General features: G+C 71.1%; 23 protein-coding genes. 17 read left to right on the top strand and 6 right to left on the bottom strand.

Annotated elements, in window-relative coordinates:
* Positions 1–153: 153 nt before the first annotated feature.
* On the top strand, positions 154–999 hold the full coding sequence (locus GA0070608_RS04905; protein ID WP_091622386.1) for a DUF559 domain-containing protein: 846 nt from the start codon (positions 154–156) through the stop codon (positions 997–999).
* A 299-nt stretch (positions 1,000–1,298) separates the two neighbouring features.
* On the opposite strand, the gene GA0070608_RS04900 is transcribed toward GA0070608_RS04905, so the two are convergent.
* Genes GA0070608_RS04900 through GA0070608_RS04890 form a run of 3 tightly spaced genes read right to left on the bottom strand, consistent with a single transcriptional unit; the run spans position 1,299 to position 4,526 of the window.
* On the bottom strand, positions 1,299–1,649 hold the full coding sequence (locus GA0070608_RS04900) for a DUF779 domain-containing protein (RefSeq protein WP_091634313.1): 351 nt from the start codon (positions 1,647–1,649) through the stop codon (positions 1,299–1,301).
* Positions 1,650–1,690: 41 nt separating this feature from the next.
* Entirely contained in the window at positions 1,691–3,196 is a 1,506-nt protein-coding gene (adh, locus tag GA0070608_RS04895; protein WP_091622383.1) for an aldehyde dehydrogenase, read from the bottom strand.
* Positions 3,197–3,236: 40 nt separating this feature from the next.
* Positions 3,237–4,526, bottom strand: coding sequence for a GAF domain-containing protein (locus tag GA0070608_RS04890; protein WP_091622380.1), 1,290 nt, complete (start codon positions 4,524–4,526; stop codon positions 3,237–3,239).
* 237 nt (positions 4,527–4,763) lie between these two features.
* Here GA0070608_RS04890 and GA0070608_RS04885 point away from each other — a divergent pair, with 237 nt between their 5' ends.
* From GA0070608_RS04885 to GA0070608_RS04865, 5 genes are all read left to right on the top strand, one after another.
* Positions 4,764–5,429, top strand: a complete 666-nt coding sequence (locus tag GA0070608_RS04885; protein ID WP_091622377.1) for a response regulator transcription factor — start codon at positions 4,764–4,766, stop codon at positions 5,427–5,429.
* Positions 5,426–6,478, top strand: coding sequence for a sensor histidine kinase (locus tag GA0070608_RS04880; RefSeq protein WP_091622374.1), 1,053 nt, complete (start codon positions 5,426–5,428; stop codon positions 6,476–6,478). Before GA0070608_RS04885 ends, GA0070608_RS04880 begins: the two co-directional genes overlap by 4 nt.
* 166 nt (positions 6,479–6,644) lie before the next feature.
* On the top strand, positions 6,645–7,670 hold the full coding sequence (locus GA0070608_RS04875) for a threonine ammonia-lyase (protein WP_245715700.1): 1,026 nt from the start codon (positions 6,645–6,647) through the stop codon (positions 7,668–7,670).
* On the top strand, positions 7,667–8,806 hold the full coding sequence (locus GA0070608_RS04870) for a D-alanine--D-alanine ligase family protein (RefSeq protein ID WP_091622371.1): 1,140 nt from the start codon (positions 7,667–7,669) through the stop codon (positions 8,804–8,806). Before GA0070608_RS04875 ends, GA0070608_RS04870 begins: the two co-directional genes overlap by 4 nt.
* Positions 8,803–9,450 (top strand): M15 family metallopeptidase, encoded by a 648-nt coding sequence (locus GA0070608_RS04865; protein WP_091622366.1) that lies wholly within the window; start codon positions 8,803–8,805, stop codon positions 9,448–9,450. The genes GA0070608_RS04870 and GA0070608_RS04865 overlap by 4 nt, the downstream gene beginning before the upstream one ends.
* 32 nt (positions 9,451–9,482) lie before the next feature.
* On the opposite strand, the gene gabT is transcribed toward GA0070608_RS04865, so the two are convergent.
* Positions 9,483–10,757: a 4-aminobutyrate--2-oxoglutarate transaminase gene (gene gabT, locus GA0070608_RS04860; RefSeq protein WP_091622361.1), complete on the bottom strand. Its 1,275-nt coding sequence runs from the start codon at positions 10,755–10,757 to the stop codon at positions 9,483–9,485.
* Between the two features lie 32 nt (positions 10,758–10,789).
* The gene (locus GA0070608_RS04855; RefSeq protein WP_091622357.1) at positions 10,790–12,226 is read right to left on the bottom strand and encodes a gamma-aminobutyraldehyde dehydrogenase; all 1,437 of its coding nucleotides are present in this window, start codon (positions 12,224–12,226) and stop codon (positions 10,790–10,792) included.
* Between the two features lie 136 nt (positions 12,227–12,362).
* Between GA0070608_RS04855 and GA0070608_RS04850 the strand changes: the two genes are divergently transcribed.
* Positions 12,363–13,802: an aldehyde dehydrogenase family protein gene (locus GA0070608_RS04850; RefSeq protein WP_091622353.1), complete on the top strand. Its 1,440-nt coding sequence runs from the start codon at positions 12,363–12,365 to the stop codon at positions 13,800–13,802.
* Between the two features lie 2 nt (positions 13,803–13,804).
* On the opposite strand, the gene GA0070608_RS04845 is transcribed toward GA0070608_RS04850, so the two are convergent.
* Positions 13,805–15,037 (bottom strand): SUKH-3 domain-containing protein, encoded by a 1,233-nt coding sequence (locus tag GA0070608_RS04845; protein ID WP_091622349.1) that lies wholly within the window; start codon positions 15,035–15,037, stop codon positions 13,805–13,807.
* Between the two features lie 74 nt (positions 15,038–15,111).
* On the opposite strand from GA0070608_RS04845, the gene GA0070608_RS04840 reads away from it, so the two are divergent.
* The 10 genes from GA0070608_RS04840 to GA0070608_RS04800 all read left to right on the top strand — a co-directional run bounded on the left by GA0070608_RS04840 (position 15,112) and on the right by GA0070608_RS04800 (position 24,593).
* A complete protein-coding gene (locus GA0070608_RS04840) occupies positions 15,112–15,531 on the top strand; it encodes a YbaB/EbfC family nucleoid-associated protein (RefSeq protein ID WP_326564377.1) in 420 nt (139 codons plus the stop codon).
* Positions 15,531–15,869 carry a hypothetical protein gene (locus GA0070608_RS04835; protein ID WP_245715699.1) on the top strand — a complete coding sequence of 113 codons (339 nt, stop codon included), beginning with the start codon at positions 15,531–15,533 and terminating at the stop codon, positions 15,867–15,869. Before GA0070608_RS04840 ends, GA0070608_RS04835 begins: the two co-directional genes overlap by 1 nt.
* Before the next feature lie 18 nt (positions 15,870–15,887).
* Positions 15,888–19,865 carry a toxin glutamine deamidase domain-containing protein gene (locus GA0070608_RS04830; protein ID WP_091622341.1) on the top strand — a complete coding sequence of 1,326 codons (3,978 nt, stop codon included), beginning with the start codon at positions 15,888–15,890 and terminating at the stop codon, positions 19,863–19,865.
* The gene (locus tag GA0070608_RS31880) at positions 19,822–20,118 is read left to right on the top strand and encodes a hypothetical protein (protein ID WP_141719408.1); all 297 of its coding nucleotides are present in this window, start codon (positions 19,822–19,824) and stop codon (positions 20,116–20,118) included. The genes GA0070608_RS04830 and GA0070608_RS31880 overlap by 44 nt, the downstream gene beginning before the upstream one ends.
* A 224-nt stretch (positions 20,119–20,342) precedes the next feature.
* Entirely contained in the window at positions 20,343–20,576 is a 234-nt protein-coding gene (locus tag GA0070608_RS04825; RefSeq protein ID WP_091622338.1) for a hypothetical protein, read from the top strand.
* On the top strand, positions 20,573–21,022 hold the full coding sequence (locus GA0070608_RS04820; protein WP_091622334.1) for a hypothetical protein: 450 nt from the start codon (positions 20,573–20,575) through the stop codon (positions 21,020–21,022). Before GA0070608_RS04825 ends, GA0070608_RS04820 begins: the two co-directional genes overlap by 4 nt.
* Positions 21,023–21,428: 406 nt before the next feature.
* The gene (locus tag GA0070608_RS04815; protein ID WP_245715698.1) at positions 21,429–21,878 is read left to right on the top strand and encodes a hypothetical protein; all 450 of its coding nucleotides are present in this window, start codon (positions 21,429–21,431) and stop codon (positions 21,876–21,878) included.
* A 63-nt stretch (positions 21,879–21,941) separates the two neighbouring features.
* Positions 21,942–22,535, top strand: coding sequence for a DinB family protein (locus GA0070608_RS04810; RefSeq protein WP_218107492.1), 594 nt, complete (start codon positions 21,942–21,944; stop codon positions 22,533–22,535).
* Positions 22,536–22,558: 23 nt separating this feature from the next.
* Positions 22,559–23,254, top strand: a complete 696-nt coding sequence (locus GA0070608_RS04805) for an endonuclease V (RefSeq protein ID WP_091634298.1) — start codon at positions 22,559–22,561, stop codon at positions 23,252–23,254.
* A gap of 184 nt (positions 23,255–23,438) precedes the next feature.
* Positions 23,439–24,593: a hypothetical protein gene (locus GA0070608_RS04800; RefSeq protein WP_245715697.1), complete on the top strand. Its 1,155-nt coding sequence runs from the start codon at positions 23,439–23,441 to the stop codon at positions 24,591–24,593.
* The last annotated feature ends 21 nt before the right edge of the window (positions 24,594–24,614 follow it).

Genomic DNA, 24,614 nt, shown 5'->3' with positions numbered 1-24,614 from the left:
GGCCCTTGGCGAGACAGCCCTCGAGTGAGTGTGGGTTGGGGCGTGCTTAGCACGGGGAGCGGGGCGGGTGGGGGTTGTCCACAGGGGGCGTGTTGTCCACAGGGAACGGGCGCGGGGGTGGGGTGGCGGGCAGGATTTCCCGATCCTGTGCGCATGTCTACTCAGCTGTGGCGCGTCGATGAGCTGATGCGGGGGCTTACCGTGAAGCGGATCCGTACCCGCGTCGGCAGAGCGGAACTGCTTCGGGTGCGCAGGGGTGTCTACGCCGAGCAGCCCTACGGGGACGAGGACGAACTGCGCGCCCTCATGTTGTGCCTGCCCGAGGAAGCCATGTTGACCAGACAGAGTGCGGCCCGCCGGTACGGCTTCGGCGTGCTGCGTGAGGACCTGGTCCACGTCCAGTTGCCGGCGCAGGTGCCCAAGCCCCGGCTTCCCGGACTGGCCGTGCACCACTCGGTGCTCCCCGTACAGCCGGTAGTCGTCCGTGGGGTGCCCTGCGTGCCGGCGGCCCGTTGCGCTGTCGATCTGGCGCGTACCGTCGGGCGGCTGGACGCCCTGCCCGTGCTCGACGCCGCACTCCGGGCGGGCGCCGTCACGCCGGACGAACTGTTTGCGGAGGTGTCGGTCCATCAGGCGCTGCGTGGGGTGCGGCAGGCCCGGGAACTCGTACCGCTGGCGGACGGCCGGGCGGAATGCCGGCAGGAGAGCCAGTTGCGGTTGACCCTGATCGACGGGCGGCTGCCGGCACCCGAGCCGCAACTGTGGGTGCACGACCGGGGCGGCGTCCCCCGCTACCGGCTGGATCTGGGTTACCGGAAGCGCAGGATCGGCATCGAGTACGACGGGCTGTCACACCTGGACCGTGACCAACTGCGGTACGACCGTGAGCGGGTCAACTGGCTCGACGCCAACGGTTGGCGGATGCGCTACTTCACCGACCGCGACCTGTACCGGCGCCCCGCCCACATAGTCGCCACCATCCAGGCCGCCCTCTCCTGACCCCTATCCACCCCACCCACCCCACGCAGGAGGCGCAGGGAAGGGGCGGGAGAAGGAAGGGCGGGGTGGGCGGGTTCGTGGCCCCGCGCCTCCCGCCCCGCGCCTCCCGCCCTCAGTCCTCCGCGATCTTGCACTTCCGGCCCCGACGATTCGCGCGAAGCGGACATTTGGTGGGCCGAAAGTGCAAGATCGCGGGGGCAAGCCCCAGCCCCAGCCCCAGCCCCAGCCCGGGGCGCGGGGCGCGGGGCACAGCGCGGGGCACAGCGCGGGGCGGGCGGGGCGGGCGGGGCGCGGGAGGGTCAGCGGAGGTGGGAGCGGGTCAGGAAGCGGACGCCTTCGGGGGCCTCCAGGGAGAAGCCGCTGCCTCGGCCCGGGACCACGTCGACCGTCAACCTGGTGTGCTTCCACAACTCCCACTGGCTCGCCGACATCCAGAACTCGACCGGCTCGGGGACGCCCGCCACGACGAGTGACGCGAGCAGGACGTCCGATCCGCCGGTGCGGAACTCGCCAGCCGGAAAGCACATCGGGGCGCTGCCGTCGCAGCAGCCGCCGGACTGGTGGAACATCAGCGGCCCGTGCTGCCCCCGCAGCGACCGGATCAGTTCGGCCGCCGCGGAGGTGACGGAGACGGGGTCGCCCCTGGTCATGGAGACGGGGTCGCCCTCGGCTGCGGAGACGGGGTCGCCCATCAGAAGAAGCCGAGCTTCTTGGGGGAGTAGCTGACCAGCAGGTTCTTGGTCTGCTGGTAGTGCTCGAGCATCATCTTGTGGTTCTCCCGGCCGATGCCGGACTGCTTGTAGCCGCCGAACGCCGCGTGCGCGGGATAGGCGTGGTAGCAGTTGGTCCAGACCCGCCCGGCCTGGATCGCCCGACCGGCCCGGTAGGCGGTGTTCATGTCCCGGGTCCAGACGCCCGCACCGAGCCCGTACAGCGTGTCGTTGGCGATCTTCACGGCGTCGGAGAGGTCCGCGAAGGAGGTCACCGAGACCACCGGGCCGAAGATCTCCTCCTGGAAGATCCGCATGGAGTTGTCGCCCTCGAAGATGGTGGGCTCGACGTAGTATCCGCCGGACAAGTCGCCACCCAGATCGGCCCGCGATCCGCCGGTGAGTACCCGGGCGCCCTCCTGCCGGCCGATGTCCAGGTAGGAGAGGATCTTCTCCAACTGGTCGTTGGAGGCCTGCGCCCCGATCATCGTCTCGGTGTCCAGCGGGTGTCCCTGGCGTACGGCGCGGGTCCGGTCCACGGCGGCGGCGAGGAAGTCGGCGTAGTGGCCCTGCTGGATCAGCGCCCGGGACGGGCAGGTGCAGACCTCGCCCTGGTTGAGGGCGAACATGGTGAAGCCTTCGAGGGCCTTGTCGAGGAAGTCGTCGGGGGCCGCGCTGACGTCGTCGAAGAAGATGTTCGGGCTCTTGCCGCCCAGTTCCAGGGTGACGGGCCTGATGTTCTCGCTGGCGTACTGCATGATCAGCCGCCCGGTGGTGGTCTCGCCGGTGAACGCCACCTTCGCCACCCGGGGCGAGGACGCCAACGGCTTGCCCGCCTCGACGCCGAAGCCGTTGACGATGTTCAGCACGCCGGGCGGCAGCAGGTCGGCCACCAGGGACAGCCAGTAGTGGATCGAGGCCGGGGTCTGCTCGGCCGGCTTGAGCACCACCGCGTTGCCGGCCGCGAGCGCCGGGGCCAGCTTCCAGGTGGCCATCAGGATCGGGAAATTCCACGGGATGATCTGCCCGACCACGCCGAGCGGCTCGTGGAAGTGGTAGGCGACGGTGTCGTCGTCCAACTCGCCGAGGGAGCCCTCCTGCGCCCGGATCGCCCCGGCGAAGTACCGGAAATGGTCGATGGCCAGCGGGATGTCGGCGGCCAGGGTCTCCCGTACCGGCTTGCCGTTCTCCCAGCTCTCGGCGATGGCCAGAGACTCCAGGTTGTCCTGCATTCGGTCGGCGATGCGGTTGAGGATCAGCGCCCGCTCGGCGACGGGGGTGCGGCCCCAGGCGTCGGCGGCGCCGTGCGCGGCGTCGAGCGCCTTCTCGACATCCTCGGCGGTGCCCCGGGCGATCTCGCAGAAGGCCTGCCCGGTCACGGGGGTGGGGTTGGTGAAGTAGCGGCCGTGGTGCGGCTTCACGTACTCGCCGCCGATGTAGTGGTCGTAGCGGGACTGCCAGTGGGTGGGCGCGTCGTAGCGCGTCATGGTTACCTCCGCCGTCCGATCTCGGGTGACGGCGGGAAGGCTAGTTTCGGAAACGTTGCAGCGACGTTGCGCGCGGCAGGTCGTACTCCTGGGAGAGCTGGTGGATGCGCGCGAGGGCGAGCGGCCGGCGCGGCGCGCCCGGCGGCAACGCCCGGGCCAGGGCCTGCCAGGCGGCGAGATCGTCGGCGCCGGCGGGCGTGCCGGTCCAGGCCGCGAGCAGCGCCGGGTCCCGGGTGGCCAGCACGGCCGCGCGGAGCTGGCCGTCGACCAGCCGGCGCAGTCGCGCCACTCCCGGCGCGTCCGACCCGGGTAGCAACGAGCCGGCGTACGCGTCGAGCGCCCCCGCCGGATCACCGCGTTCCAGCAGCTCGCCGACGGTACGGAAGTCGGCCCGGACGGTGCCACGCAGCCGGTACGGGCGGGAGTCGAGCAGCTCGGGTCCGAGGACGCGGCGCAGCCTGGACAGTTCGGCCCGCAGGGTGACCGGGTGCAGCCGGTCGTCGCCGTAGAGGTCGAGGCCGAGTTGCTCGCCGGTGCGCCCGTCGGGACGGCCGAGCAGCAGCACCAGCAGCTCGCTGTGCCGTCGGCCGAGCCGGATCCGCCGCCCGTCGACCCGCAGCTCCGCCTCGTCCCGGCCGAGCGCGGCGACGGCGACCGCCCCGGGCTCGACCGGCCGGTCGACGGCGAGCTGCGCCTCGGCGGCCCGGGCGGTGGCCCGGACCAGGGCGAGGCTCTGCGGATTGGCCAGGTGGTCGCCGCCGGTGATGTCGACCGCGCCGAGGAGCCGCCCGGTGGCCGGGTCGTGGATGGGCGCGGCGGCGCACGTCCACCGCTGCACGGGCCGGCTGAAATGCTCGGTGGCGAAGATCTGGACGCTGTGGTCGACCGCCAGGGCGGTGCCGGGGGCGTTGGTGCCGGCGTGCGGCTCGTCCCACCGTGCCCCGGGGACGAAGTTCATCCGCTCGGCGTGCCGGAGCACCCCCGGATGCCCCTCCACCCACAGCATCCGCCCGTACGCGTCGCAGACCGCCATCAGGTGCGCGCCGTCCTGGGCGATCCCGCCGAGCAGGTCGCGGAAGAGCGGCAGCACCCGGGCGAGCGGGTGCGCCGAGCGGTAGCTCTCCAGCGCGTCGTCGGCCAGGTCGATCGGCGGGGTGGCCTCCGGGTCGAGCAGCGCACCCGCCGACCGCCGCCAGGATCGGGCCACCACGTCGCGCACCTGCGGCGGCGTCGCGCCCGCACTGAGGAAGGCCTCGTGGGCGGCACCGACCTGCGCGATCCGCTCCGCCGGATCGACGCCGAACTGAAGGGCGAGCCACGGGTCAGCCATCGGCGACCTCCTCGCGCCCATCGTGACGCAGCTCACCCGCTATCGCCAAGTGCGGTCGCGGACCGGGGACGGACGCGCCCAGACGGCGTACCGGGGTGGCAAGCTCCCGCGTGCGGCTCGCGGTCGTTTGTCCCGGGATCGCCGCCGTGGAGGATGGCTCCTGCGGGTGCTTACAGAACCCTTAACTCCAGCCTGAGACGGTGTCCCGGTCAACGAGGAACCACGGGGAGAGCAATCGTGCGGGTGTTGGTGGCGGACGACGAGCGGTTGCTGGCGGACATGGTCGCCGAGGGGCTGCGCCGCCTCTCCATGGCGGTCGATGTCTGCTACGACGGCGACGGCGCGCTGGAGCGGATCGGGGTGAACCGGTACGACGTCGCCGTGCTGGACCGGGACATGCCCGGGCACACCGGCGACGAGGTGTGCCGCAGCATCGCCGACTCGGACGCGGGCACCCGGGTGCTCCTGCTCACCGCCGCGGCCGGCATCCGGGACCGGGTGGAGGGTCTCGGGCTGGGCGCGGACGACTACCTGACCAAGCCCTTCGCCTTCGCTGAGCTGGTCGCCCGGGTGCAGGCCCTCGGCCGGCGGTCCGCCCCGGCGGTCCCGCCCGTGCTGGCGCGGCACGGGGTGGTGCTGGACGTGGCCCGGCACCTGGCGACGCGGGACGGCCACCCACTGAACCTGAGCCCGAAGGAGTTCGCCGTGCTGCACGTGCTGATGCGCGGGGGCGACCGGGTGGTCAGCGCGGAGGAGCTGCTGGAGCAGGCCTGGGACGAGTTCGCCGACCCGTTCACCAACGCCGTTCGGGTCACCGTGATGACGCTGCGCAAGAAGCTCGGCCAGCCGACCGTCATCCACACCGTGCCGAAGGCCGGTTACCGGATCGGCGGCCCGGAGTGACCCCGCGCCGCCGGGTCGCGCTGGTCGGGGTGCTCGCCCTGCTGCTCGGGTACGGCCTGCCCGGCCTCGGCAGGTGGCTGCTGAGCGTGGTGTGGCTGCGTGGTCAGGAGTTCTGTGCCCGGTCGCTGCCCGGGTCGGGGCTGGTGTGTCAGCCGGCGCGCGAACTCGACGTGGTCCTGTACCCGCTGACCATCCTCGGTGTGCTCGTGACCGTGGTGGTCGCGATCTGGGCGGCCGCGGCGTGGTGTCTGCGGCCGGTGCGGGACCTCGCCGAGCCGATCGCGCACGTCGGCCCGCAGAACCTCGGGCACCGGATCCGACGGCCGGGCCGCGACGAGCTGGCCCGGCTGTCGCGGGCCATCGACGAGATGATGGAGCGGATTTCCGCCGGGTACGAGGGGCAGCGGCAGTTTGCCGCGAACGCCTCGCACGAGCTGCGCACCCCGTTGGCGGTACAGCGGACGCTGATCGAGGTCGGCATGGCCCGAACGCTCACCGGTGAGCAGTTGGAGCTGCTGACCAGCCAGTTGTTGCAGACCAACGAGCGCAACGAGCGGCTGATCGAGGGGCTGCTCACGCTCAGCGAGAGCGACCAGGGCCTGCGCTCCCGGACGCCGCAACGGTTCGACGAGATCGTGGCTTCGGTGCTGGCCGGATACCAGGACCGGGCCCGGGCGGCCGGCGTGACGATCGAGAGTCACCTCACCCCCCGGGTGGTGACCGGGGAGCGGGTGCTGCTGGAACGCCTGGTGACCAACCTGGTGGAGAACGCGATCAAGTACAACCGGCCCGGCGGCACCCTCACCGTCGCGGTCGGTGGCAACCCGGCGCTGACCGTCGTCAACACCGGCCAGGTGGTGCCGACAGAGGCGGTGGCCGGCCTCTTCGAACCGTTCCGGCGGCTGGCCGCGGACCGGACCGGCCATGGTGGCGGTGCCGGCCTCGGCCTGGCGATCGCCCGGTCGATCACGCAGGCGCACGACGGCATCATCGCCGCCCGGCCCGCGGAGAACGGCGGCCTGCGGGTCGAGGTCCGACTGCCGCACTGACCCGGTCGACCCGGCCGGCACACACACCCAGCGAACGCCCTCGGGGGCCGCGCACCGCGGCACCCCTTCATCCGGCGTGCCCGAAAGACGCTGCCGCCAGATCCATGGCCCCGCCGACCACAGGACGGGCCGAGGCCCTGCTGACCAGGCAACGAAAGGAGAAGACATGTTCCGCATCGACCTACCGGCCCAGGCCGGCCTGGGCCGGGCCGACGTCGAGGAGGCCGCCCGCTGGCTGGCCGGTCAGGTGGTGCGCACCCCCGTGCTGCACTCCCCGGCGGTTGACCGGCTGGCCGGCGTCCGAGTGCTGATGAAGGCGGAGAACCTGCAGAACGGTGGCTCGTACAAGATGCGCGGCGCGTTGCTGGCGGTCGGCCGGCTCGCCGCGGCCGGCGGGCACGGCGGTGTGGTCGCGCAGAGCACCGGCAACCATGCGGTGGCGGTGGCGCTGGCGGCCCGCCGGCACGGGATGGCCGCCACCGTGGTACTGCCGGTGGACGCGGCGCCGACCAAGGTCGCCCGGGCGAGGGCGGCGGGGGCACGGGTCGTCGTCGCCGGCACCGCCGGGGAAAGGCTCGCGGTGGCCCGCGAACTCAGCGAGGCCACCGGGCACCCCGTGGTTGACGCGTACGACCACCCGGACGTCATCGCCGGTCAGGGTAGCGCCAGCCTGGAGCTGATCGAGGAGGCCGAGCGGGCCGGCACCCCGCTGGACGCGCTGGTGCTGCCGGTCGGCGGCGGCGGTGGGGCGGCCGGCGCCTGCCTCGCCGCTGCCGGCCGGCCGATCGAGGTGTACGGCGTGGAGCCCGTCGGCTGCGACTCGCTGGCCAGGAGCCTGGCGGCCGGCCGGCCGACCCCGGTCGCGCCGGCGCCGACGATCGCCGACGGGCTCCGGCCGTCCTGTGTGGGGGAGTTGCCGTTCGCCATCCTGCGTACCGCGGTACGTGGCGTCGTCCGGGTGGACGACGAGGAGATCGCGGAGGCGTTCCGGCTGCTGCTGCTGGAGCTGAAGGTGCTGGCCGAACCGTCCGCGGCGGCCGGCCTGGCCGGGGCGCTGCGGATCGCGGCCGACGGCCGGCATCGCACCGTCGGCGTGGTGCTGACCGGCGGAAACATCGAGGCGGAGTTGGTGGCCCGGTTGGCCGCCCACCGGCTCGCCGACATCACGAGTGTGGAAGGGATGGCGGCATGAGCGCGCCGGTCCGGATCGGAATTCTGTTCGGCGGCCCGTCCGCGGAGCACGAGGTGTCCTGCGCCTCGGCCCTCGGCGTGGCCCGGGCCCTGGCCGGCGGCGGCCACCGCACGGTCGCCATCGGGGTGACCCGCACCGGGAGTCTCCGGCTGGTGCCGGACGCCGTGCTGGCGCAACTGCGTGACGGCGCCGGGGCGGACCGCGCCATCGACGACCGGCTGACGGTGACCGGGCCGGCGGTCGAGCTGCGGGCGGGACCCCGCCCCGGAACGGCGGTGGTGGCCGCGGCGAACGCGTCCGGCGCGGTGTACGCCGAGCTGGACGTGGTCTTCCCGGCGCTGCACGGCCCGTTCGGCGAGGACGGCGTGGTCCAGGGGCTGCTCGAGTCGCTGGGCGTGGCGTACGTCGGGTGCGGCATCCTCGCCTCGGCGGTCGGCATGAACAAGGTGGCGATGAAGCGGGCGCTGCGCGCCGAGGGCGTGCCGATCACCCCGCACGTCGCGTTCGACGCGCGCACGTACCGGGCCGCCGAGGACCCGGAGAAGCTGGTGGTGGGGCTGCGGCGGCCACTGTTCGTCAAACCGGCCAGCATGGGCTCGTCGATCGGCATCTCCCGGGTGGCCGAGGGCGACAACCTGGCGGCGGCGATCGAGGAAGCGCTGCGCCACGACCACCTGGTGGTGGTCGAGCAGGGCGTCGCCGGCCGGGAGCTGGAGTGCGCGGTGCTCGGCGGGTGGCGGCCCGAGGCGTCGGCGGTGGGCGAGGTGCGGGTCTCCGGCGGCTGGTTCGACTACCGGCAGAAGTACTTCGGCGACGCCGATCCGATGGTCGTCCCGGCAGTGCTGCCCAGGGACGTGACGGACCGGATTCGGGAGCTGTCGCTGCGGGCGTTCGCCGCGATCGGCGGTTGGGGCCTGGCCCGGGTCGACTTCCTCTACGACGAGCTGTCCGGCGAGCTCTACGTCAACGAACTGAACACCATGCCCGGCTTCACCGCGCATTCGATGTACCCGAAGGTGTGGGCGGCGGTCGGCGTCGGCTACGACGAGGTCGTGGACCAGTTGGTCGAGCTGGCTCTCGCCCGCCACACGGAGACCTCCGCCACCGCCCGCGCCGCCACCGGGAGCCGGCGATGATCCTGCTCGCCGATCCCCGGGTGGCGGCCGTGCCCAGCGCCGACGACGGCGACCCGCTGGTGGACCTGCGTGAGCTGCCGGAGCTACGGCTGGACCCCCGGGCGGCCGACCCGGCCGGCGCGTACGCCCGGCTGCGCCGCGGGGTCGCGGACCGGCTGCTGGACGCACAGCGCGCGCTGCCGGCCGGCCTGCGCCTGCTGGTCATCGAGGGGTACCGGCCGTACCAGGCCCAGCTGAAGATCTTCACCGGTTACCGGGAGGAACTGCGCCGGGCGCACCCGGACTGGTCGCCGGAGCGGCTGTACCGGGAGACCACCAAGTTCGTCTCGCCGGTCGAGGTGGCGCCGCACAGCACCGGCGGGGCGGTCGACCTGACCCTGTGCACCGAGGACGGCGTCGAGCTGGACCTGGGCACCGCCGTCGACGCCACCCCCGAGGCCAGCGACAACGCCTGCTTCACCGACGCGCCGGCCGTCTCGGCGGTCGCGCGGCGGCGCCGGCGGGTCATGGGTGACGCGCTGCGCACCGCCGGCCTGGTGAACTATCCGACCGAGTGGTGGCACTGGTCCTACGGCGACCGGTACTGGGCGCTGATGACGGGCGCCTCGCACACCCGCTATGGCCCGGTGCGGAGCGTGGCGTAGCCGTCGCTGAGGGGCGGGTCGGCCCGCCCCGCTCAGCTGTGGAAGGCCGCGTCCAGGATGTCCAACCCCCGGTGCAGATCGGTGTCGGAGATCACCAGTGGCGGCAGGAGGCGCAGCACGTTGCCGTACGTGCCGCAGGTGAGGACGAGCAGGCCGGCGGCGTGACAGGCCGCCGCGACCGCCGCCGTGGTGGCCGGGTCGGGTTCGAGCGTGCCGGGCCGGACCAACTCCACGGCGAGCATCGCGCCCCGGCCGCGCACCTCGGCGATCCCCGGGTTCCGGTCCGCCACGGCCCGCAGGCGGTCGGTCGCCACCGACCCGATCCGGCGGGCCGCCGCGACCAGGTCCAGCTCGTGCATGGTCTCGATCGACGCGAGCGCCGCCGCGCAGGCGACCGGGTTGCCGCCGTACGTGCCGCCGAGGCCACCGGCGTGCACCGCGTCCATCAGGTCGGCCCGCCCGGTGACGGCGGCCAGCGGCAGGCCGCCGGCGATCCCCTTGGCGACGGTGACCAGGTCCGGCTCGACGCCCTCGTGCTCGCAGGCGAACCAGTCGCCCGTGCGGCAGAAGCCGGTCTGGATCTCGTCGGCGACGAAGACCACCCCGGTCGCCGTCGCCCACCTGCGCAACGCCGGCAGGAACCCCGGCGCGGGTACCACGAAACCGCCCTCGCCCTGGATCGGCTCGATCAGCAGGGCGGCGACGTTCTCCGCGCCGACCTGCTTCTCCACCGTCTCGATGGCCCGCGCCGCCGCCTCGGCGCCGGACAGCCCCCCGTCGCGCAGCGGGTACGACACCGGCACCCGGTAGACCTCCCCGGCGAACGGCCCGAACCGGTGCTTGTACGGCATGTTCTTCGCGGTCAGCGCCATGGTCAGGTTGGTCCGGCCGTGGTACGCGTGGTCGAAGACCACCACCGCCGGCGAACCCGTCGCGTGCCGGGCGATCTTCACCGCGTTCTCCACCGCCTCGGCGCCGGAGTTGAACAGTGCCGAGCGCTTCTCGAACCCGCCCGGGGTGAGTGCGTTGAGCTGCTCGCAGACCGCCACGTACGACTCGTACGGCGCGACCATGAAGCAGGTGTGGGTGAAGCGCTCGACCTGCGCGCGGACCGCCTCGACCACCCGGGGCGCGGAGTTGCCGACGTTGGTCACCGCGATGCCGGCCGCGAAGTCGATCCACTCCCGGCCGTCGACGTCGGTGAGCGTGCCGCCCGCCGCCCGGTCCACGTAGGACGGCACGACGCTGCCGACGCCCCGCGCGACGGCTGCGCCCCGCCGCTTGTGCAGCTCCGCGGACGATGTCATGGCGGTGCCTCCGTTCCGTTCGCGCGGGACTGTCAGCCCTCGATGTGGTGCATGACGTGCTTGATCCGGGTGTAGTCCTCCAGGCTGTAGACCGAGAGGTCCTTGCCGTGCCCGGAGTGCTTGAACCCGCCGTGCGGCATCTCGGAGACGAACGGGATGTGCGTGTTCACCCAGACGCAGCCGAAGTCGAGCCGGCGGGTCATCCGCATCGCCCGACCGTGGTCCCTCGTCCACACCGACGCCGACAGGCCGTAGTCGACGCCGTTGGCCCAGCGCACCGCCTCGTCCTCGTCGGTGAACCGCTGCACGGTGATCACCGGCCCGAACACCTCGTCCTGGATGATCTCGTCGGCCTGGCGCAGCCCGCTGACCACGGTCGGGGCGTAGAAGTAGCCGCGCTCGCCGAGCCGCGAACCGCCGGTGCGGACGTCGGCGTGGTCGGGAAGCCGGTCGACGAAGCCGCTGACCCGGGCGAGCTGGTTGGCGTTGTTCAGCGGGCCGTAGGCCACGTCCGCGTCGTCCGGCGCGCCGGTCTTCGTGTTGCGGGCTCGCTCGGTGAGGGCCGCCACGAAGTCGTCGTGGATGCCGGGACCGGCGAGCACCCGGGTCGCCGCCGTGCAGTCCTGCCCGGCGTTGAAGTAGCCGCCGAGCGCGATGGCCTCCGCCGCCGCCTCGACGTCCGCGTCGTCGAAGAGCACCACCGGAGCCTTGCCGCCCAGCTCCAGGTGGGTCCGCTTCAGGTCGGGGGCCGCGGCGGCGGCGACCTCCATGCCCGCCCGGGTCGAGCCGGTGATCGACACCAGCTGCGGGGTCGGGTGCGACACGAGCGTACGACCGGTGTCCCGGTCGCCGCAGACCACGTTGAACACGCCCGGCGGGAGGAACTCCGCCGCGATCTCGGCCAGCAGCAGCGTCGACACCGGCGTGGTGTCCGACGGCTTGAGCACCACCGTGTTGCCGGCGGCCAGCGCCGGGGCGATCTTCCAGACCGCCATCATCAGCGGATAGTTCCAGGGGGTGACCTGGGCGCAGACCCCGATCGGCTCGCGCCGCACGTAGGAGGTGTGCCCGGCCAGGTATTCGCCGGCCGAACGGCCCTCCAGCAACCGGGCCGCCCCGGCGAAGAAGCGGAACTGGTCGACCGCCGGGGGCAGCTCCTCCTCGGCGGTGAGCTGGCGCGGCTTGCCGGTGTTGCGGACCTCCGCGTCGACCAGGTCGGACGCCCGGGACTCGACCGCGTCGGCGAGCCTGAGCAGCGCCCGCTGCCGCTCGGCCGGGGTCGTGTCCCGCCAGCTCTCGAAGGCCGTGGCGGCAGCCCGCATCGCCGCGTCCACGTCGGCGGCCCCGGAGACCGGGGCCTGCGCGAAGACCTCGCCGGTGCACGGGTCGACCAGGTCGGCGTAGCCGCCGTCGGTCGGCTCGACGTGGACGCCGTTGACGAAGTTGCGCAACTGCTGCTGGTCGCTCATGACTGGCTCACTCCGGTGAGAGATGCGGTCTGCGGCGGTAATCGCAATCTGTCTGCCATCTTCGCTACCGAATTCGCGGCAGACAAGGCCCAATGCCACTGTTTCCGTGGAGGATCGGTCGTCTACGCTGCTGCATGTGGACTCCGTCGCCTTCCATGTCGCCTCCCGCCCCGCCCACGGTGAGGGCGAGCTGACCGTCCACCACCCGTACGACGGGCGGGCCGTCGGTCGTACCACCCTCGCCACCGCCGAGCAGGTCGAAGCGGCCGTCGCGGCAGCCGCCGGGGTGGCCGCGCAGGCCGCGGCCCTGCCCGCGCACGCCCGCGCGGCGGCCCTGGACCAGGTGTCCCGGCGGCTCGCCGAACGGGCCGAGGAGTTCGCGCGGCTGATCACCGCCGAGAACGGCAAGCCGCTGAAGTGGGCGCGTGCCGAGGTCGGGCGGGCGGTCTCCACCTTCCGCTGGGCCGCCGAGGAGGCCCGACGCTTCTCCGGTGAGCTGCAACGCCTCGACACCGACCCCGCCGCCACCGGCCGGATCGCCCTGGTCCGGCGGGCGCCGAAGGGGCCGGTGCTCGGCATCGCGCCGTTCAACTTCCCGCTGAACCTCGTCGCGCACAAGGTCGCCCCGGCCATCGCGGTCGGCGCCCCGATCATCGTCAAGCCCGCCCCCGTCACCCCGTTGTCGGCGCTGCTGCTGGGCGAGTTGCTCGCCGAGACCGAGCTGCCGGAGGGGATGTTCTCCGTCCTGCCGCTGCCCAACGAGCGCGCCGCCGAACTGGTCACCGACCCCCGGCTGCCGGTCGTCTCGTTCACCGGCTCCGGGCCGGTCGGCGCCGCCATCCGCCGGTCCGTGCCCGACAAACACGTCACCCTGGAACTGGGCGGCAACGCCGCCGCCGTGATCTGCGAGGACTGGAACACCGACGAGGACCTGACCTTCGCCGCGCACCGCATCGCGACCTTCTCCAACTATCAGGCAGGACAGTCGTGCATTGCCGTGCAGCGGGTCTACGTGCACGAATGGCTCTACGACGCGTTCCTGCCCCGGCTCGTCGCGGCGGTGCAGGAACTGCGCACCGGCGACCCGTCCGACCCGCTCACCGACGTCGGGCCACTGATCTCCGCCGACGCCGCCCAGCGGGTGGAGGCGTGGGTGGACGAGGCGGCCACCGCCGGCGCCACCATCGCGCTGGGCGGCCGGCGCGAGGGTGCGACCTATCCGCCGACCGTGCTCACCGGCGTGCCGGCGAACGCCAGGGTCAGCGTGGAGGAGATCTTCGGGCCGGTGCTGGTGGTCGCCCGCGTCGAACACGACCAGGCCGCCTTCGCCGCCGTCAACGACTCGGCGTACGGATTGCAGGCGGGCGTCTTCACCCACCGCCTCGACACGGCCTTCGCGGCGCACCGCGCCCTGGAGGTGGGCGGGGTGATCGTCGGCGACGTGCCGTCGTACCGGGCCGACCAGATGCCGTACGGCGGCGTGAAGGGCAGCGGCGTCGGGCGTGAGGGCCTGCGCAGCGCCATGGACGACTACACCGAGCCCCGGGTCATGGTGCTGACCGGCCTGTCGTTGTAGCGCTACCAGGTGCCGTCGTCGCTGATGCGGGCGGGGGCCCGGCCGAGCAGCAGGGTGGTCAGCGCGGCATCGATGTCCTCGCCGAGGAACCACTCGCCGGCCTGGTCCAACGCGAACACCCGCCCCCGCTCGTCAACGGCGAAGATGCTCTCCTGCCGCTCGGTGCCGATGGGGAAGAGCCGTACGCCGAGCACCGCGGCGAAGTCGGCCAGCGTGTCGGCGGTGTGCGCGACCTGCCGCGGACGGATGTCGAACCGGGAGATCCACACCTGTTCGCCCGGGCCGCGCCGGGCGCCCACCAGGCCCGGAAAAGCGGTGAGTGTCGACAGCACGGCGGGGAAGTCGGGATGCGCGGACGTCTCGCCCCTGACGGCGCTGACATCCCTGATGGCGGACAGGGCCACGATCTCGTCGCCGAAGTGGGGCCGCCAGCCGGCCGCGACGAGTGCCTGCGCGACGTCCGGGTGAAACCTACCCGGAGCAGGGTCCGGCTGCGGGTCCGGTCGCCACGGCATCGTGAAGGCCCGGTCGGACCAGGGCAGGACATTGAACTCCACGAGCATGTCGACGCACGAGTCGCAGGGGCGGTCGGCGAGCCCGCCGTTCGGATCGCCCGGCTCGCGGACCCGGAAGACCTCGAACCGAGCGGTCTGCAGAATGTCCTTCGCGTCGGCCACGCCGAGTGGCGCGATGCCTTCAGCGGCGCGGCGGTGGTCGTATTCGTGCAGGACGTCGGAGACGACGATCAGCTCGGCGTGCCGGTCGCCGCCACGTACGAGGTGGCCCGGGGGCTGCTCGTCCAGATAGGACCGGACGAGCGGATGGTGGTTCAGCACGACGTCGCCCTTGGCTCCCTGCGCGCGGAACAGCCTCCCCTCGACCGTCAGGTGCGCCGCTGCCGTCGGAGCAGGCAACCGGCGGATTTCGCGGAGCAGTTGGCTCGCCGGATCGACCGTCCGGGGTGCGCCGGGGTCGTCCGGCCGGCTCCGGCGGTACATCTGCTCGACCACGTCGACCGGCACGCGCGGCCAGGTGGTCACCTCGCCGGTCAGCTTGTCCACCACAGTGGTCGGTAGGTCACCGGGCGCCGTCCTCGCCTCGACGGGCACGGTGGACGTGATGGCGTAGCCGAGATCGAACTCGTCGACCCTCGGGCGGCACTCATGTCCCAGGCGCTGTGACTCGCGGCGGGCCCACACGGCGGCGAGTTGCTCGGCCTGCTGGCGATCGATCACGGCTTGAAAGTACCGGACCCCACGAATTCGTGGCGCCCGGTATGGTTCGCCCTACTGACGGTAACCGGGGGAGGGTGGCGTTGGCCGAGAGTGTGGACCGGGACGCCAATCGCGCGCTGCGGGCGCGGTTCGACGAGGTGTACGGGGACTACCAGCGACTGAGGTCCGGATTGGACGAGCTGCAGGACAGGCTCGCCGACCTGCGGGTGACCGAGCGGTCCGACGACGGTCAGGTGACCGCCATCGCCGGTGCCCGGGGCGAACTGGTCTCGGTGGAGCTGCACCCGTCCGTCTACCAGGACCGGGACGCGAAGGCGTTGAGCCGGAAGATCACCGCCACGGTCCACCGGGCTGGCGCGGCGGCGGTCGCCGCCACCCAGGAACTCGTGGCCGGCTACCTGCCCGCCGGCTCCGGGGCGGCGGATTTCCTGCGTACGGGTGACTTCGATTCGTTGCTGGGTCGGGCCGACGCCGCGCTGCGCCGGGGCGAGTGATGGACGGTCAGCTCTGGCTCGACCCGCAGCGTGCCCGGCGCGGGGGTGTCGACCTCTCGCTGTCCGGCGAGGCGATCGCGGCATGTCGCCGCCAGACGGGTGGCGTGATCGCGGCAGCGAGCGCCCGATCGCCGTGGGGCAAGGACGACATCGGGGCGGCGTTCGAGCAGAAATACCGTGGCTTCGAGGAGTTGGTCCTGCGCGCGTGGGACGGCGTGGGACGGCACGTGGAGGGCCTCGGCGCCGACGTGGTCCGGTCGGTGGACGCCAACCTGCGGACGGACGCGACGAGCGCGGGCCGGCTCGGCCGCGTCGGCGACCGGCACCAGCAGCGCTGATCCGCTGAGGAGACCCGGATGAGTCTGTTGCCGAGCCCCATCCCGCACCCGCTCGACTACTCGCCCTGGCAATTGCCCGGCTGGGTCTACGAGGCCCTCGACTGGGTCATCGGCGTCGAGTGGCCGGAAGGGAACGAACGCGCGGTCTGGGAGCTCGCCGAGCAGTGGTACGCGGTGGCCGCCGCGCTGGCCGGGCCGCAGGCCGACGCCGTCGCCGCCGCTGGCGAGGTGCGCGGCGGATACGGCGGGGTCGGGGCGGTCGCCGCAGCCTTCGACACGGCCTGGCGCCGGGTGGCGGAGGGCGACGAGGCGCCACTGCCCGTACTGTTCGCCGTCAGCACCGAGCTGGGCCGGTTGGTGGAGGAGTGCGGCTGCGACATCGAGGGTGCCAAGCTCGAGGTCTGGATCGAGCTGGGCATCCTGGTGGTCGAGCTGCTGTCGCTGGCCGTCGCGACCGTGCTCACCGCGGGCGCGGCCTCGCCCGCCGCGGGGGTGGCGATCACCGCCACCAGGCTCATCGTGCAGCAGATCTTCAAGCGGCTGATGGCGCAGTTGGCCCGCAAGTCGCTCAAGCAGGGTCTCAAGGAGGCCGGCGAGCGGGCGGCGAAGGAGGTCACCAAGGGCGGCGTGCGAGGGTTCAGCCGTCGAGCGGCGGTCAGCGGCCTGTCCGAGGCGGCCGAGGAGAGCGGCATCAACCTCGCCACCCAGGCTTACCAGAACTCGACCGGTCGCCGGCACGGGCTGGACGTGACGGAGTTGGGCACCACGGCGCTCGGCGGCATGGCCGGCGGGATGGTGGCGCCGCTGGCCGGTCTCGGTCGGCACGCCACCGGCCGGAGCGCCCGGATCGGGGAGCACTTCGGCCGCGAGATGGCCGGCGAGGTGATGGCGGATCAGGCCGCGAGCCTCGCCACCGGCCAAGGGCTGACCTCCGTCGAGGACGCGGCCCGTGCGGCGGCGTCCGGTGCCCGTGGTTCCGCCACCGCACAGGCCGACGCGGCGTTGCAGGCACGGCTCGACGGACAGCTGAGCGCTCTGGCCGGGATGCCGCTGACGTCGTCGGGAGCCGGCGGCCTCCCGACGCCTCCCGGAATGCCGGCAGCGGAGGGTCCCTCCGTTGCCGCGCCCAGCGCTGGAGCGGAGTCCTCCACCCAGGGGCCAGGGGCATCGACAGGCGTGCACGATGAGGGTCAACGAGGTACGACCGATGCCGAGACGACGCCTGCGGCCCGGCCAACGCCGGAGGCCGAGGCGGCGCAGGCTGGCGTCGCGACGACGACCGCCGACCGCGCCGCCACCACGACCGCACCTGTGACTGGCACCGGAATCGAACGAACCGCTGCGGTCAGCGCGTCCGTATCGCCAGAGTCCGCACCCAGCCCGTCTCTCTCGTCGGTCACAGCGGCGGCGCCCGTCCTCGCCAACGTGGGTGTCTCGACCGGCGTGGACTTCCAGACGACCGTTTCCGGGAACGCCCCGAGTGGCACTGGTCCCGCGAACGTCGCGAGCGCTGCTGGCCCGCCCAATGTGCCAGCAGCGGCCCCGGTAGGCGGGCCCAGCGCGGGCATGGGCACCGCGACGGTCGGGCCGGCCTCCGTCTCGTTTCCTGAGCCGAGAACTGGTGTGGCCGTCCCGGGGGCGGTCCACGTTTCGCCGGCCGCCACTGCCGAGCCCGCCGTCACGCGAGGAGTCGTCGGAGCGGTTCCGGCACAGTCGGCACCGCCGACGCTGCTGCCCTCGCCTGCCGCGCCGACATCCGGGCAGAATCCCCACGTCCGCAGTGACTCGGCGGAAGCGGCTGGTCGGGATGGACCGGCTGAACCCCGGGTCAGGACCCCCGAGTGGTATGCGGCCAAGTGGGCCCTCGACCGGGATGCGTTCGAAAGACGCCGTTACCGCGGCTACTACGAGTCGCAGCGGGCGTGGTTCGAGGACAAGCGCCGCTTTGATGAGGCTGTGCGGCTCAGGGCCCGCGCAGACGAACACCACCACAGGGCGCAGGACTTCGCCGCCCACGCCCTTCATCTGCACAGGACGGGGCAGGCGCGTCAGGCTGACAGGTGGCACTGGGCAGCGAACGACGAGATGCGGACGTACGGGCAGTACCTGGATCATGCGGAAGCGGTGCTGGCCGGTAGCGTCGTGCCGTCAGTTGTGGGTGTCGTCGACCCCGCCGACTTCCGCCGGATCAACGACGACGTCGGCGACCTGGCGTACGGCGCGGTGGAGACCTCCGACCGCTCGGCGCTGACGGGCGACGACCATCCGCCGCCGATCGACCGGTCGCGAAACTACGGCCGGCCTGGTGGTCTGCGTCCGCCGTTGGCCCTGCACCAGACCGACGTCGAACGGCAAATGCCCCGCGAGCCTGACGGGAGTGTCCGACGGAACGCCGACCCGCGAACGGGCGGGTGGTTCGGGTTGGTCAACGACGGTGGGCCGCGGGCCGACCCGACCCGTGGCATCAACTGCATCGACTGCACCCTGTCGCTGTTCGACACCTGGTTGCACGGCCGACCCAGGGTGGCCGCTCCCCGCACCTTCGACGCCTACGTGGCGGGTGACGTCGCGCGCCCCATCAATGGCGAACGGGACGGCACGGGGCGGGTGGAGGACGTCACCGGTGGCCGCTTCCAGCGCCTCTGCCAGCCGACGGATGACGTCCAGGGTGCCGAGCGGCAGCGGGCCATCGACACGGGTTACCGCAACCTCCACGCCCAGCTGCGCCTCGGGGGCCACGGCAGCTTCGCCTTCGTCGTCAACAGTTTCGAGCAGGGCGGTTCCCACATCTGGGTCGCCCTCAACCAGAACGGCACGATCCTCTACCTCGACCCACAGAGCGGGGCGGTGTCGGACGCGCCTCTTTACCAGCACCGGGGCACCCCGCACCCGTACAACGCCGTCGACACCGAGGTGCTGGTGCTCGGCTCGGATGGCAGACCGATGCCGCTGGGAGGACTGCGGCGAGGACGCTTCAGTGAGCGACCGGATCTGCCGCAGTACCCGCCCGCCGAAACCGACGAAGGGTACGGCGAGCTGTACCTGAATCGCGTGTACCTGCTCGAAGGGCCGGGTTCAGTAGGCTCAGGGCCTTCACTCGATGACGATCCACCGGATCAGGCAGGGCCAGGGGAGTCCTCGCCTCTCCTTGGCCAGTTGTCTCATCAGGAGCGGTCTGTCTTGGCAACCTTGCGAGGCCAGGCGGTCGCTGCTGCTGACGAGGTCGAGAGCGCGCTTACGAAAGCGGGAAGGCGGGTGACGGAGACTCTGAGGCTCGATCATCCGATCATCTTGCGTGACCAGGAATTCCGAGTTAAGGCGCTCGATTCTTTGTTCCGCAAGTATCTCGATGAGGCGCAAGCGGTGGGGGTTTCTGTAGAAGAATTTAGCCGTGGCGTGAATGACGTCCTCAGATTTTCATTCTCCATGCCACCGAAAGCTCGGTATCGAGGTGCCGTGCAGGCGATCCTCGTGGAGTTGCGTGAGATGGGATTTGTTGTCGGCGATGAGGATTGCAAGAATTTTTGGCGTGCGGGAAATCGCTTCTATGGTTTTAACTGTACGATCACCTCGCCGGGCGGTCAAACTTTCGAATTACAACTTCATAGCGATTTGTCCAGAAAATCTTGGATGCTAACGCATCAAGCGTATGAGGTGCTGCGTCGGAGTTCCGAGCCTCCCGAGCGGCGCATCCACGCCCTCATGCAGATGCTTTCTGTTAACCGGCAATCCGGGATTCCTGACCAGGTCCCAATCGGGCTGTCCGAGGAATTCCCGGCGAAGGATGCCACTTTTGTTAAGTGGATACTTGTCAATCGTGGGGTGTGGAGCGACTACCTGCGTTGGCTTCGCCGTGAGGGGCGCAGTTTCTCGCAGGTCGTTGAAGAGTTCGGTTTGGCGATGGAAGATTTTCCTATTGCCCAAGAACTCCTGGAGCGGCTGGAGAAGAGCGATGCTGACCTACTACGTGATTTACCGAGACGACGCCAAAGTTAGGCCGGCGGGAATTTTTGTTATGGATCCCGTCACTGAGGCTGCCATCCTGTGGAACCACCGTCAGGGCGCATGGACATACGATCCGAGCCTTGTCGTGCGGTTTCTGGACGATTATCGAAACCTTGACAGGTATGAGAATGTCGACCGATCGACGGTCGAAGGTTTGGTGCAGGAAATTACGGGGGGCGCGAGCTTGCCGGATGATGATTCGATCATGTCCATGCTCCAAAAGGGAATTCAATTGGCCGAATGAGTTTGCTTGATGGAAGATCGATGCCCTCGGCTCTGTGACGGGCGAGATAGCGGAAGAAGGCGCAGAAGCAGTTGCACTTGAGGGGTTGCCTTCCGTGATCTGTCGGATCCCTATGCGGCATTGGATATGCTCTGCCGCGATGAAGGCGTGAACATCATCGAGTTCGAAGATCGATTCCTCGGCCCTAGGACAGTGGTTGCCGGGATATCCAGACGTCCCTACGAATGTCAAATGGCCACATAGCGGAGTTCCGCCTGCACCTCCACGCGCTGGATGAAGCGGCGTCATGGGAGCATGCCTTGTACAAGGTGCGGCGCGACCTCAAGGCGGTCGCGAAGGAGCAGGGCCGTATGATGTCGCCAATGGAACAAGCCCTCCATGACGGTGTCCTCAAAGAGGAGCAGCGTCACTTCTGGCAGGCGTTGCAGACGACACTGGATGGAGCTCCGCGGAAATGACGGAGATGCCTGGCCTTAGGCTTCCCGCCTATTTCAGCTATTACAAGTCGCCGGTGAAGATGGCGGGGAGGCCGGATGGCGGTATCAAGGCTTGGCGCCTGTCGCACGATACGGGAGGTTGGGAACCTGCCGACAGCATCATCGAAGAGATTCTGTTTGCCGTCGGCGGGGAGATCAGTTCACTGACCGCAGAATCCTTCATCCAATGGACGGAGCTTGATCGTGGTCGCTATCTGAAGGGCGATGGTCCGGTCTTCGCATTGTACGAGACGATCAGAGCGATCGTGGAGGGCGCCCTAGCCGAAGGGCGACGCTTGACGACCATGGAACTGGCGTTGGTTCGTGGCATCAGGCGCAAGACGTTTGTCATGTTCGAGGAGCAACTGCAGAAGGCGGGTGACCCCGCAGCTGATCCTTCATTGGGGGCCGAGGAAAGTAACTCCTGAGCTTTGCCTCGCTGACAAACCTGTTGCGGTTCTGGTTGAGCGTCAGTCAGGGGCACTGCGCCGTTTGATGTGCAGAACAGGAGTCAGGCGCGACAGGAGCCCCTGGTACGGCTGGAGCAGAGCGATATTGACCTGCTGCATAATCTACCGAGACGACACCAGGGCTAGACCGGCTGGAATTTTCGTGCTGGATCCTGATAGTGATTCGCGGTGGACGACACACTGCGACACTCTGCCCGAATTATCCGCCTAGTGGTGGACGAAACCCTGGAACGCCGTACTGGAAAGTGAGCCAGCCAAAGGTGATCAGGACGCCATGGGCGCTACCCGGCGCTTTTAGCGTCCATGGCGTCCTGATCACCGGGGCGATCGCCCTGGAACGATACGAGAGAGAAGAGGGGGAGCGGTGATTTCTCGGCCTCCGGGTGTTCTCCCGGCCTTTTTCAGCTACTACGAAACGCCGGTCAAGCTTGTCACTGACGAAGCGGGTCATGTAATTGGGTGGCAGCTTTCAAGGGAGACTGGCGGCTGGAAACGAGCTGACAATCTTGTCAGAAAAATCCTGCTTGTGGGCGGGGATGAGATCGAGGAGTTGTCCCGCGACGAGTTCATCGAATACACCGAGCATGATCGAGGACGGTACCTGCGCGGCGCCGGCCCGATTTTCGCCCTGTATGAGACGGTGGGCGCGATCGTGGAGCAGGCGGACCTGGAGCGGCGACCACTCACACCGCATGAGTCGGCGTTGGTGATGGGTATTCGCAGGAAGACGTTTGTCATGTTCGAGGAGCAACTCCAGCGCGCAGGTGACCCCGCAGCTGATCCTTCGCTGGGGGCTGAGGAAGGTAACTCTTGAGCTTTGCCGTGGGTCGCGGAAAGCTGTTGCGGTTCCGGTTCGGTGTCGGTCAGGGTCGCTGGTATGGCTGATTCCCCCGCTGGCCCCGCCACCCCCGCCGCCGATCGCCCCACCCAGAACTTCGGCTGGTCGAACATGTTCGTCCACCCCGACGACGACCCCCGCTCCGACGGCAACTTCGACGACGAGCGGGTCATGCTCGTCGAGTACCTACGCGACCAGCGGCTCACCCTCGAGCTGAAGTGCGCTGACCTGGACGCCGAGGCGTTGGCCCGGCGGGCCGTACCGCCGTCGAAGTTGTCGCTGCTCGGCCTGGTCCGGCATCTCGCGGAGGTGGAGCGGGGCTGGTTCCGGCGGACGATGGCCGGCCTGGACGCGCCGAAGCTGTACCGCTCGGCGGCCGATCCGGACGGCGACTTCGACGGCGCGGTCGCCGACCCGGAGGTGGTGGCCGAGGCGTGGCGTACGTGGCGGGCGGAGGTCGAGTTCGCCGAGCGGTTCGTGGCCGAGGCGCCCGACCTGGGGGTCAAGGGCCGGCGTCACCACGAGGAGCTCTCGCTGCGGGAGTTGCTCGTGCACATGATCGAGGAGTACGCCCGGCACAACGGCCACGCCGACCTGCTCCGCGAGCTGATCGACGGCCGGGTCGGCCAGTAGGTGGAGATGACTGATAGGTGGAGATGACTGAGATGTCGGAGGCCCGGATGGGCACGCCGCCGGGCAGCGTGGCGGAGGCGCTGGCCGTACAGGAGCGGTTGCGGCCCCTGGCGGACCTGGTCGGGCCGGGCCCGGCCGAGCCGGCGACGGTGGCCGGCCTGGATGTCGCGTACGCCGAGAGTGGTGACCGGCTCGCGGCGGCCGTGACCGTGCTGGACGCCCGGACTCTCGCGGTGGTCGACTCGGCGGTGAGCGTGGGCCGGCCCGCCTTCGAGTACGTCCCGGGGCTCTTCGCGTTTCGTGAGCTGCCCGCGCTGCTCGACGCACTCGACCGGCTGACCGTGCGGCCCGAGCTGCTGGTCTGTGACGGGCACGGGCTGGCCCACCCGCGTCGGTTCGGGCTCGCCTGCCATCTGGGCGTGGTGACCGGCCTGCCGGCGATCGGGGTGGGCAAGACGCCGCTGCTGGGGACGTGGACGCCGCCGGCCGACCGGCGGGGCGCGTGGGCGCCGTTGCGCGACGGGGACGAGACCGTGGGTCGGGTGCTGCGTACCCGGGACGGGGTGAAACCGGTCTTCGTCAGCGTCGGCCACCGGATGAGCCTCGACAACGCGACCGCCCGGGTGCTGGCGTTGACGCCGCGCTACCGGGTGCCGGAGACCACCCGCACCGCCGACCGGCTCTGCCGCGACGCCCTGGCCGTCGCCGGGGCGGGCTGACGCGAGATCCGCTCGCCACCCGGGCCCACCAGGTACGCGTCCGGCCCGCCGCGCGGCAGGTGCGCCGACCTGGTCGGGAGGGTAATAAGGCACACATCCGGAGCGCTCAATGACCGAGGTCAGTCGGGGTGCGGTAGTAGCCTGACCGCGGACCCCCGTCGGGGGGAGGAACGGCGAGGTGATCATGGCGGTACGTCGGCACGCGGCGCGGCTCGCGACGGTCTGCGCGTTGCTGGGTGGCCTGGTGGCGCTCGGCGGGACGCCGGCGCTCGCCGATGACGACTCGGTCCGGGTGCGTTCGGCCGGCACATTCACCGCCGGTGGCTCCGCCGAGGGCGTCGCGATCGAGGTGCGCAAGCGCAGCGACGGTTGCGTGCTGCTGCGTACCGCGTTGGGGCTGCGCTTGGCCGGTCTGCGCGCCGACCAGGTCAGCGTGCAGGTCAGCGCGGGCGGTCGTTGGTTCCCGGTGTCGCTCTCCGGCGGCCAGGGCAGCGCGGCCACCGCGGCCACCTCGCCGCTGAAACCGAGACTCTGCAAGGGCAAGGGCATCACCGTGCGCTACCGGGTGGCGTTCGCCGCGGCGGCGCCGAACGGTCGGCTGACCGTGAGCGGCGTGGCCAGCGACGCGCGCGGTCAGGCGCTGGGGCGGGATGCGGCGGCGTCCCGGGTGGTCGGTGGCCGGGCCACGGCCTCGCCGACGCCGAAGCCCTCGAAGAAGCCGTCGCCCACCCCCAGCACGGTCGCCACCGAGGTGCGGGCCGCCGGGCAGGCGCCGACCCTGGCCGCCGCCGGCCAGGGCGCCGGCACCGCCAACAACGCCGCCGAGGAGCAGTCCTCCGGCGGGTCCGTGATCATGTTCTTCGGCATCGGCATGGTCGTCGTCGGGATCCTGCTCATCGTCCTGCTGTTCCGCCGCTCGCGGGCGGACAAGAAGCCCGCCGGCGACCCGGGCCACGTTCCGCTGCCCCGCAACCCCGGTGGCACCACCTACCGCTCGGGGCAGGGCCCGGCCGCCGCCGGAGGCCAGCCCGGCCAGGTGTACGGCCAGCAGCCCTCCGCCCCCGGCCTGTACGGCGGCGGGGCGCCCACGCCGCGCCCGGCCGGCGGCGTGTACGGCAGCCGTCCGGGACCGACTCCGGAGGCCACCCAGGTGGTGCCCGGCGAGTCCACCTTCCCACCCGTGTCCGCCCCGCCCGTCAGCCCGACGTCGGCGCCGCCGGTGCCGGGGCAGTACGGGCCGCCGCCGGCCGCCCCGCCCGTCCAGGGCGATCCCGGTGACCTGCCGCCGGAGGCCGACGGTGGCGGCCACACCGTGTTCATGCCCCGGCTCCCCGGCTGAGCCGGGCCGGGCCGCGCCCCT

The organism is Micromonospora peucetia, from assembly GCF_900091625.1.
In the GTDB taxonomy this organism is placed as follows: domain Bacteria; phylum Actinomycetota; class Actinomycetes; order Mycobacteriales; family Micromonosporaceae; genus Micromonospora; species Micromonospora peucetia.
Note: the sequence above shows the minus strand (reverse complement) of the source record. Positions and strands in the feature narration are given on the sequence as shown.

Bases quoted from the DNA above. Each gene is read 5' to 3' on its own strand.
- GA0070608_RS04905 (WP_091622386.1), top strand. From the start codon at position 154: ATGTCTACTCAGCTGTGGCGCGTCGATGAGCTGATGCGGGGGCTTACC.
- GA0070608_RS04900 (WP_091634313.1), bottom strand. From the start codon at position 1,649: ATGACCAGGGGCGACCCCGTCTCCGTCACCTCCGCGGCGGCCGAACTG.
- adh (WP_091622383.1), bottom strand. From the start codon at position 3,196: ATGACGCGCTACGACGCGCCCACCCACTGGCAGTCCCGCTACGACCAC.
- GA0070608_RS04890 (WP_091622380.1), bottom strand. From the start codon at position 4,526: ATGGCTGACCCGTGGCTCGCCCTTCAGTTCGGCGTCGATCCGGCGGAG.
- GA0070608_RS04875 (WP_245715700.1), top strand. From the start codon at position 6,645: ATGTTCCGCATCGACCTACCGGCCCAGGCCGGCCTGGGCCGGGCCGAC.
- GA0070608_RS04870 (WP_091622371.1), top strand. From the start codon at position 7,667: ATGAGCGCGCCGGTCCGGATCGGAATTCTGTTCGGCGGCCCGTCCGCG.
- GA0070608_RS04865 (WP_091622366.1), top strand. From the start codon at position 8,803: ATGATCCTGCTCGCCGATCCCCGGGTGGCGGCCGTGCCCAGCGCCGAC.
- gabT (WP_091622361.1), bottom strand. From the start codon at position 10,757: ATGACATCGTCCGCGGAGCTGCACAAGCGGCGGGGCGCAGCCGTCGCG.
- GA0070608_RS04855 (WP_091622357.1), bottom strand. From the start codon at position 12,226: ATGAGCGACCAGCAGCAGTTGCGCAACTTCGTCAACGGCGTCCACGTC.
- GA0070608_RS04835 (WP_245715699.1), top strand. From the start codon at position 15,531: ATGGACGGTCAGCTCTGGCTCGACCCGCAGCGTGCCCGGCGCGGGGGT.
- GA0070608_RS04830 (WP_091622341.1), top strand. From the start codon at position 15,888: ATGAGTCTGTTGCCGAGCCCCATCCCGCACCCGCTCGACTACTCGCCC.
- GA0070608_RS31880 (WP_141719408.1), top strand. From the start codon at position 19,822: ATGCTGACCTACTACGTGATTTACCGAGACGACGCCAAAGTTAGGCCG.
- GA0070608_RS04825 (WP_091622338.1), top strand. From the start codon at position 20,343: ATGTCAAATGGCCACATAGCGGAGTTCCGCCTGCACCTCCACGCGCTG.
- GA0070608_RS04820 (WP_091622334.1), top strand. From the start codon at position 20,573: ATGACGGAGATGCCTGGCCTTAGGCTTCCCGCCTATTTCAGCTATTAC.
- GA0070608_RS04810 (WP_218107492.1), top strand. From the start codon at position 21,942: ATGGCTGATTCCCCCGCTGGCCCCGCCACCCCCGCCGCCGATCGCCCC.
- GA0070608_RS04805 (WP_091634298.1), top strand. From the start codon at position 22,559: ATGACTGAGATGTCGGAGGCCCGGATGGGCACGCCGCCGGGCAGCGTG.
- GA0070608_RS04800 (WP_245715697.1), top strand. From the start codon at position 23,439: ATGGCGGTACGTCGGCACGCGGCGCGGCTCGCGACGGTCTGCGCGTTG.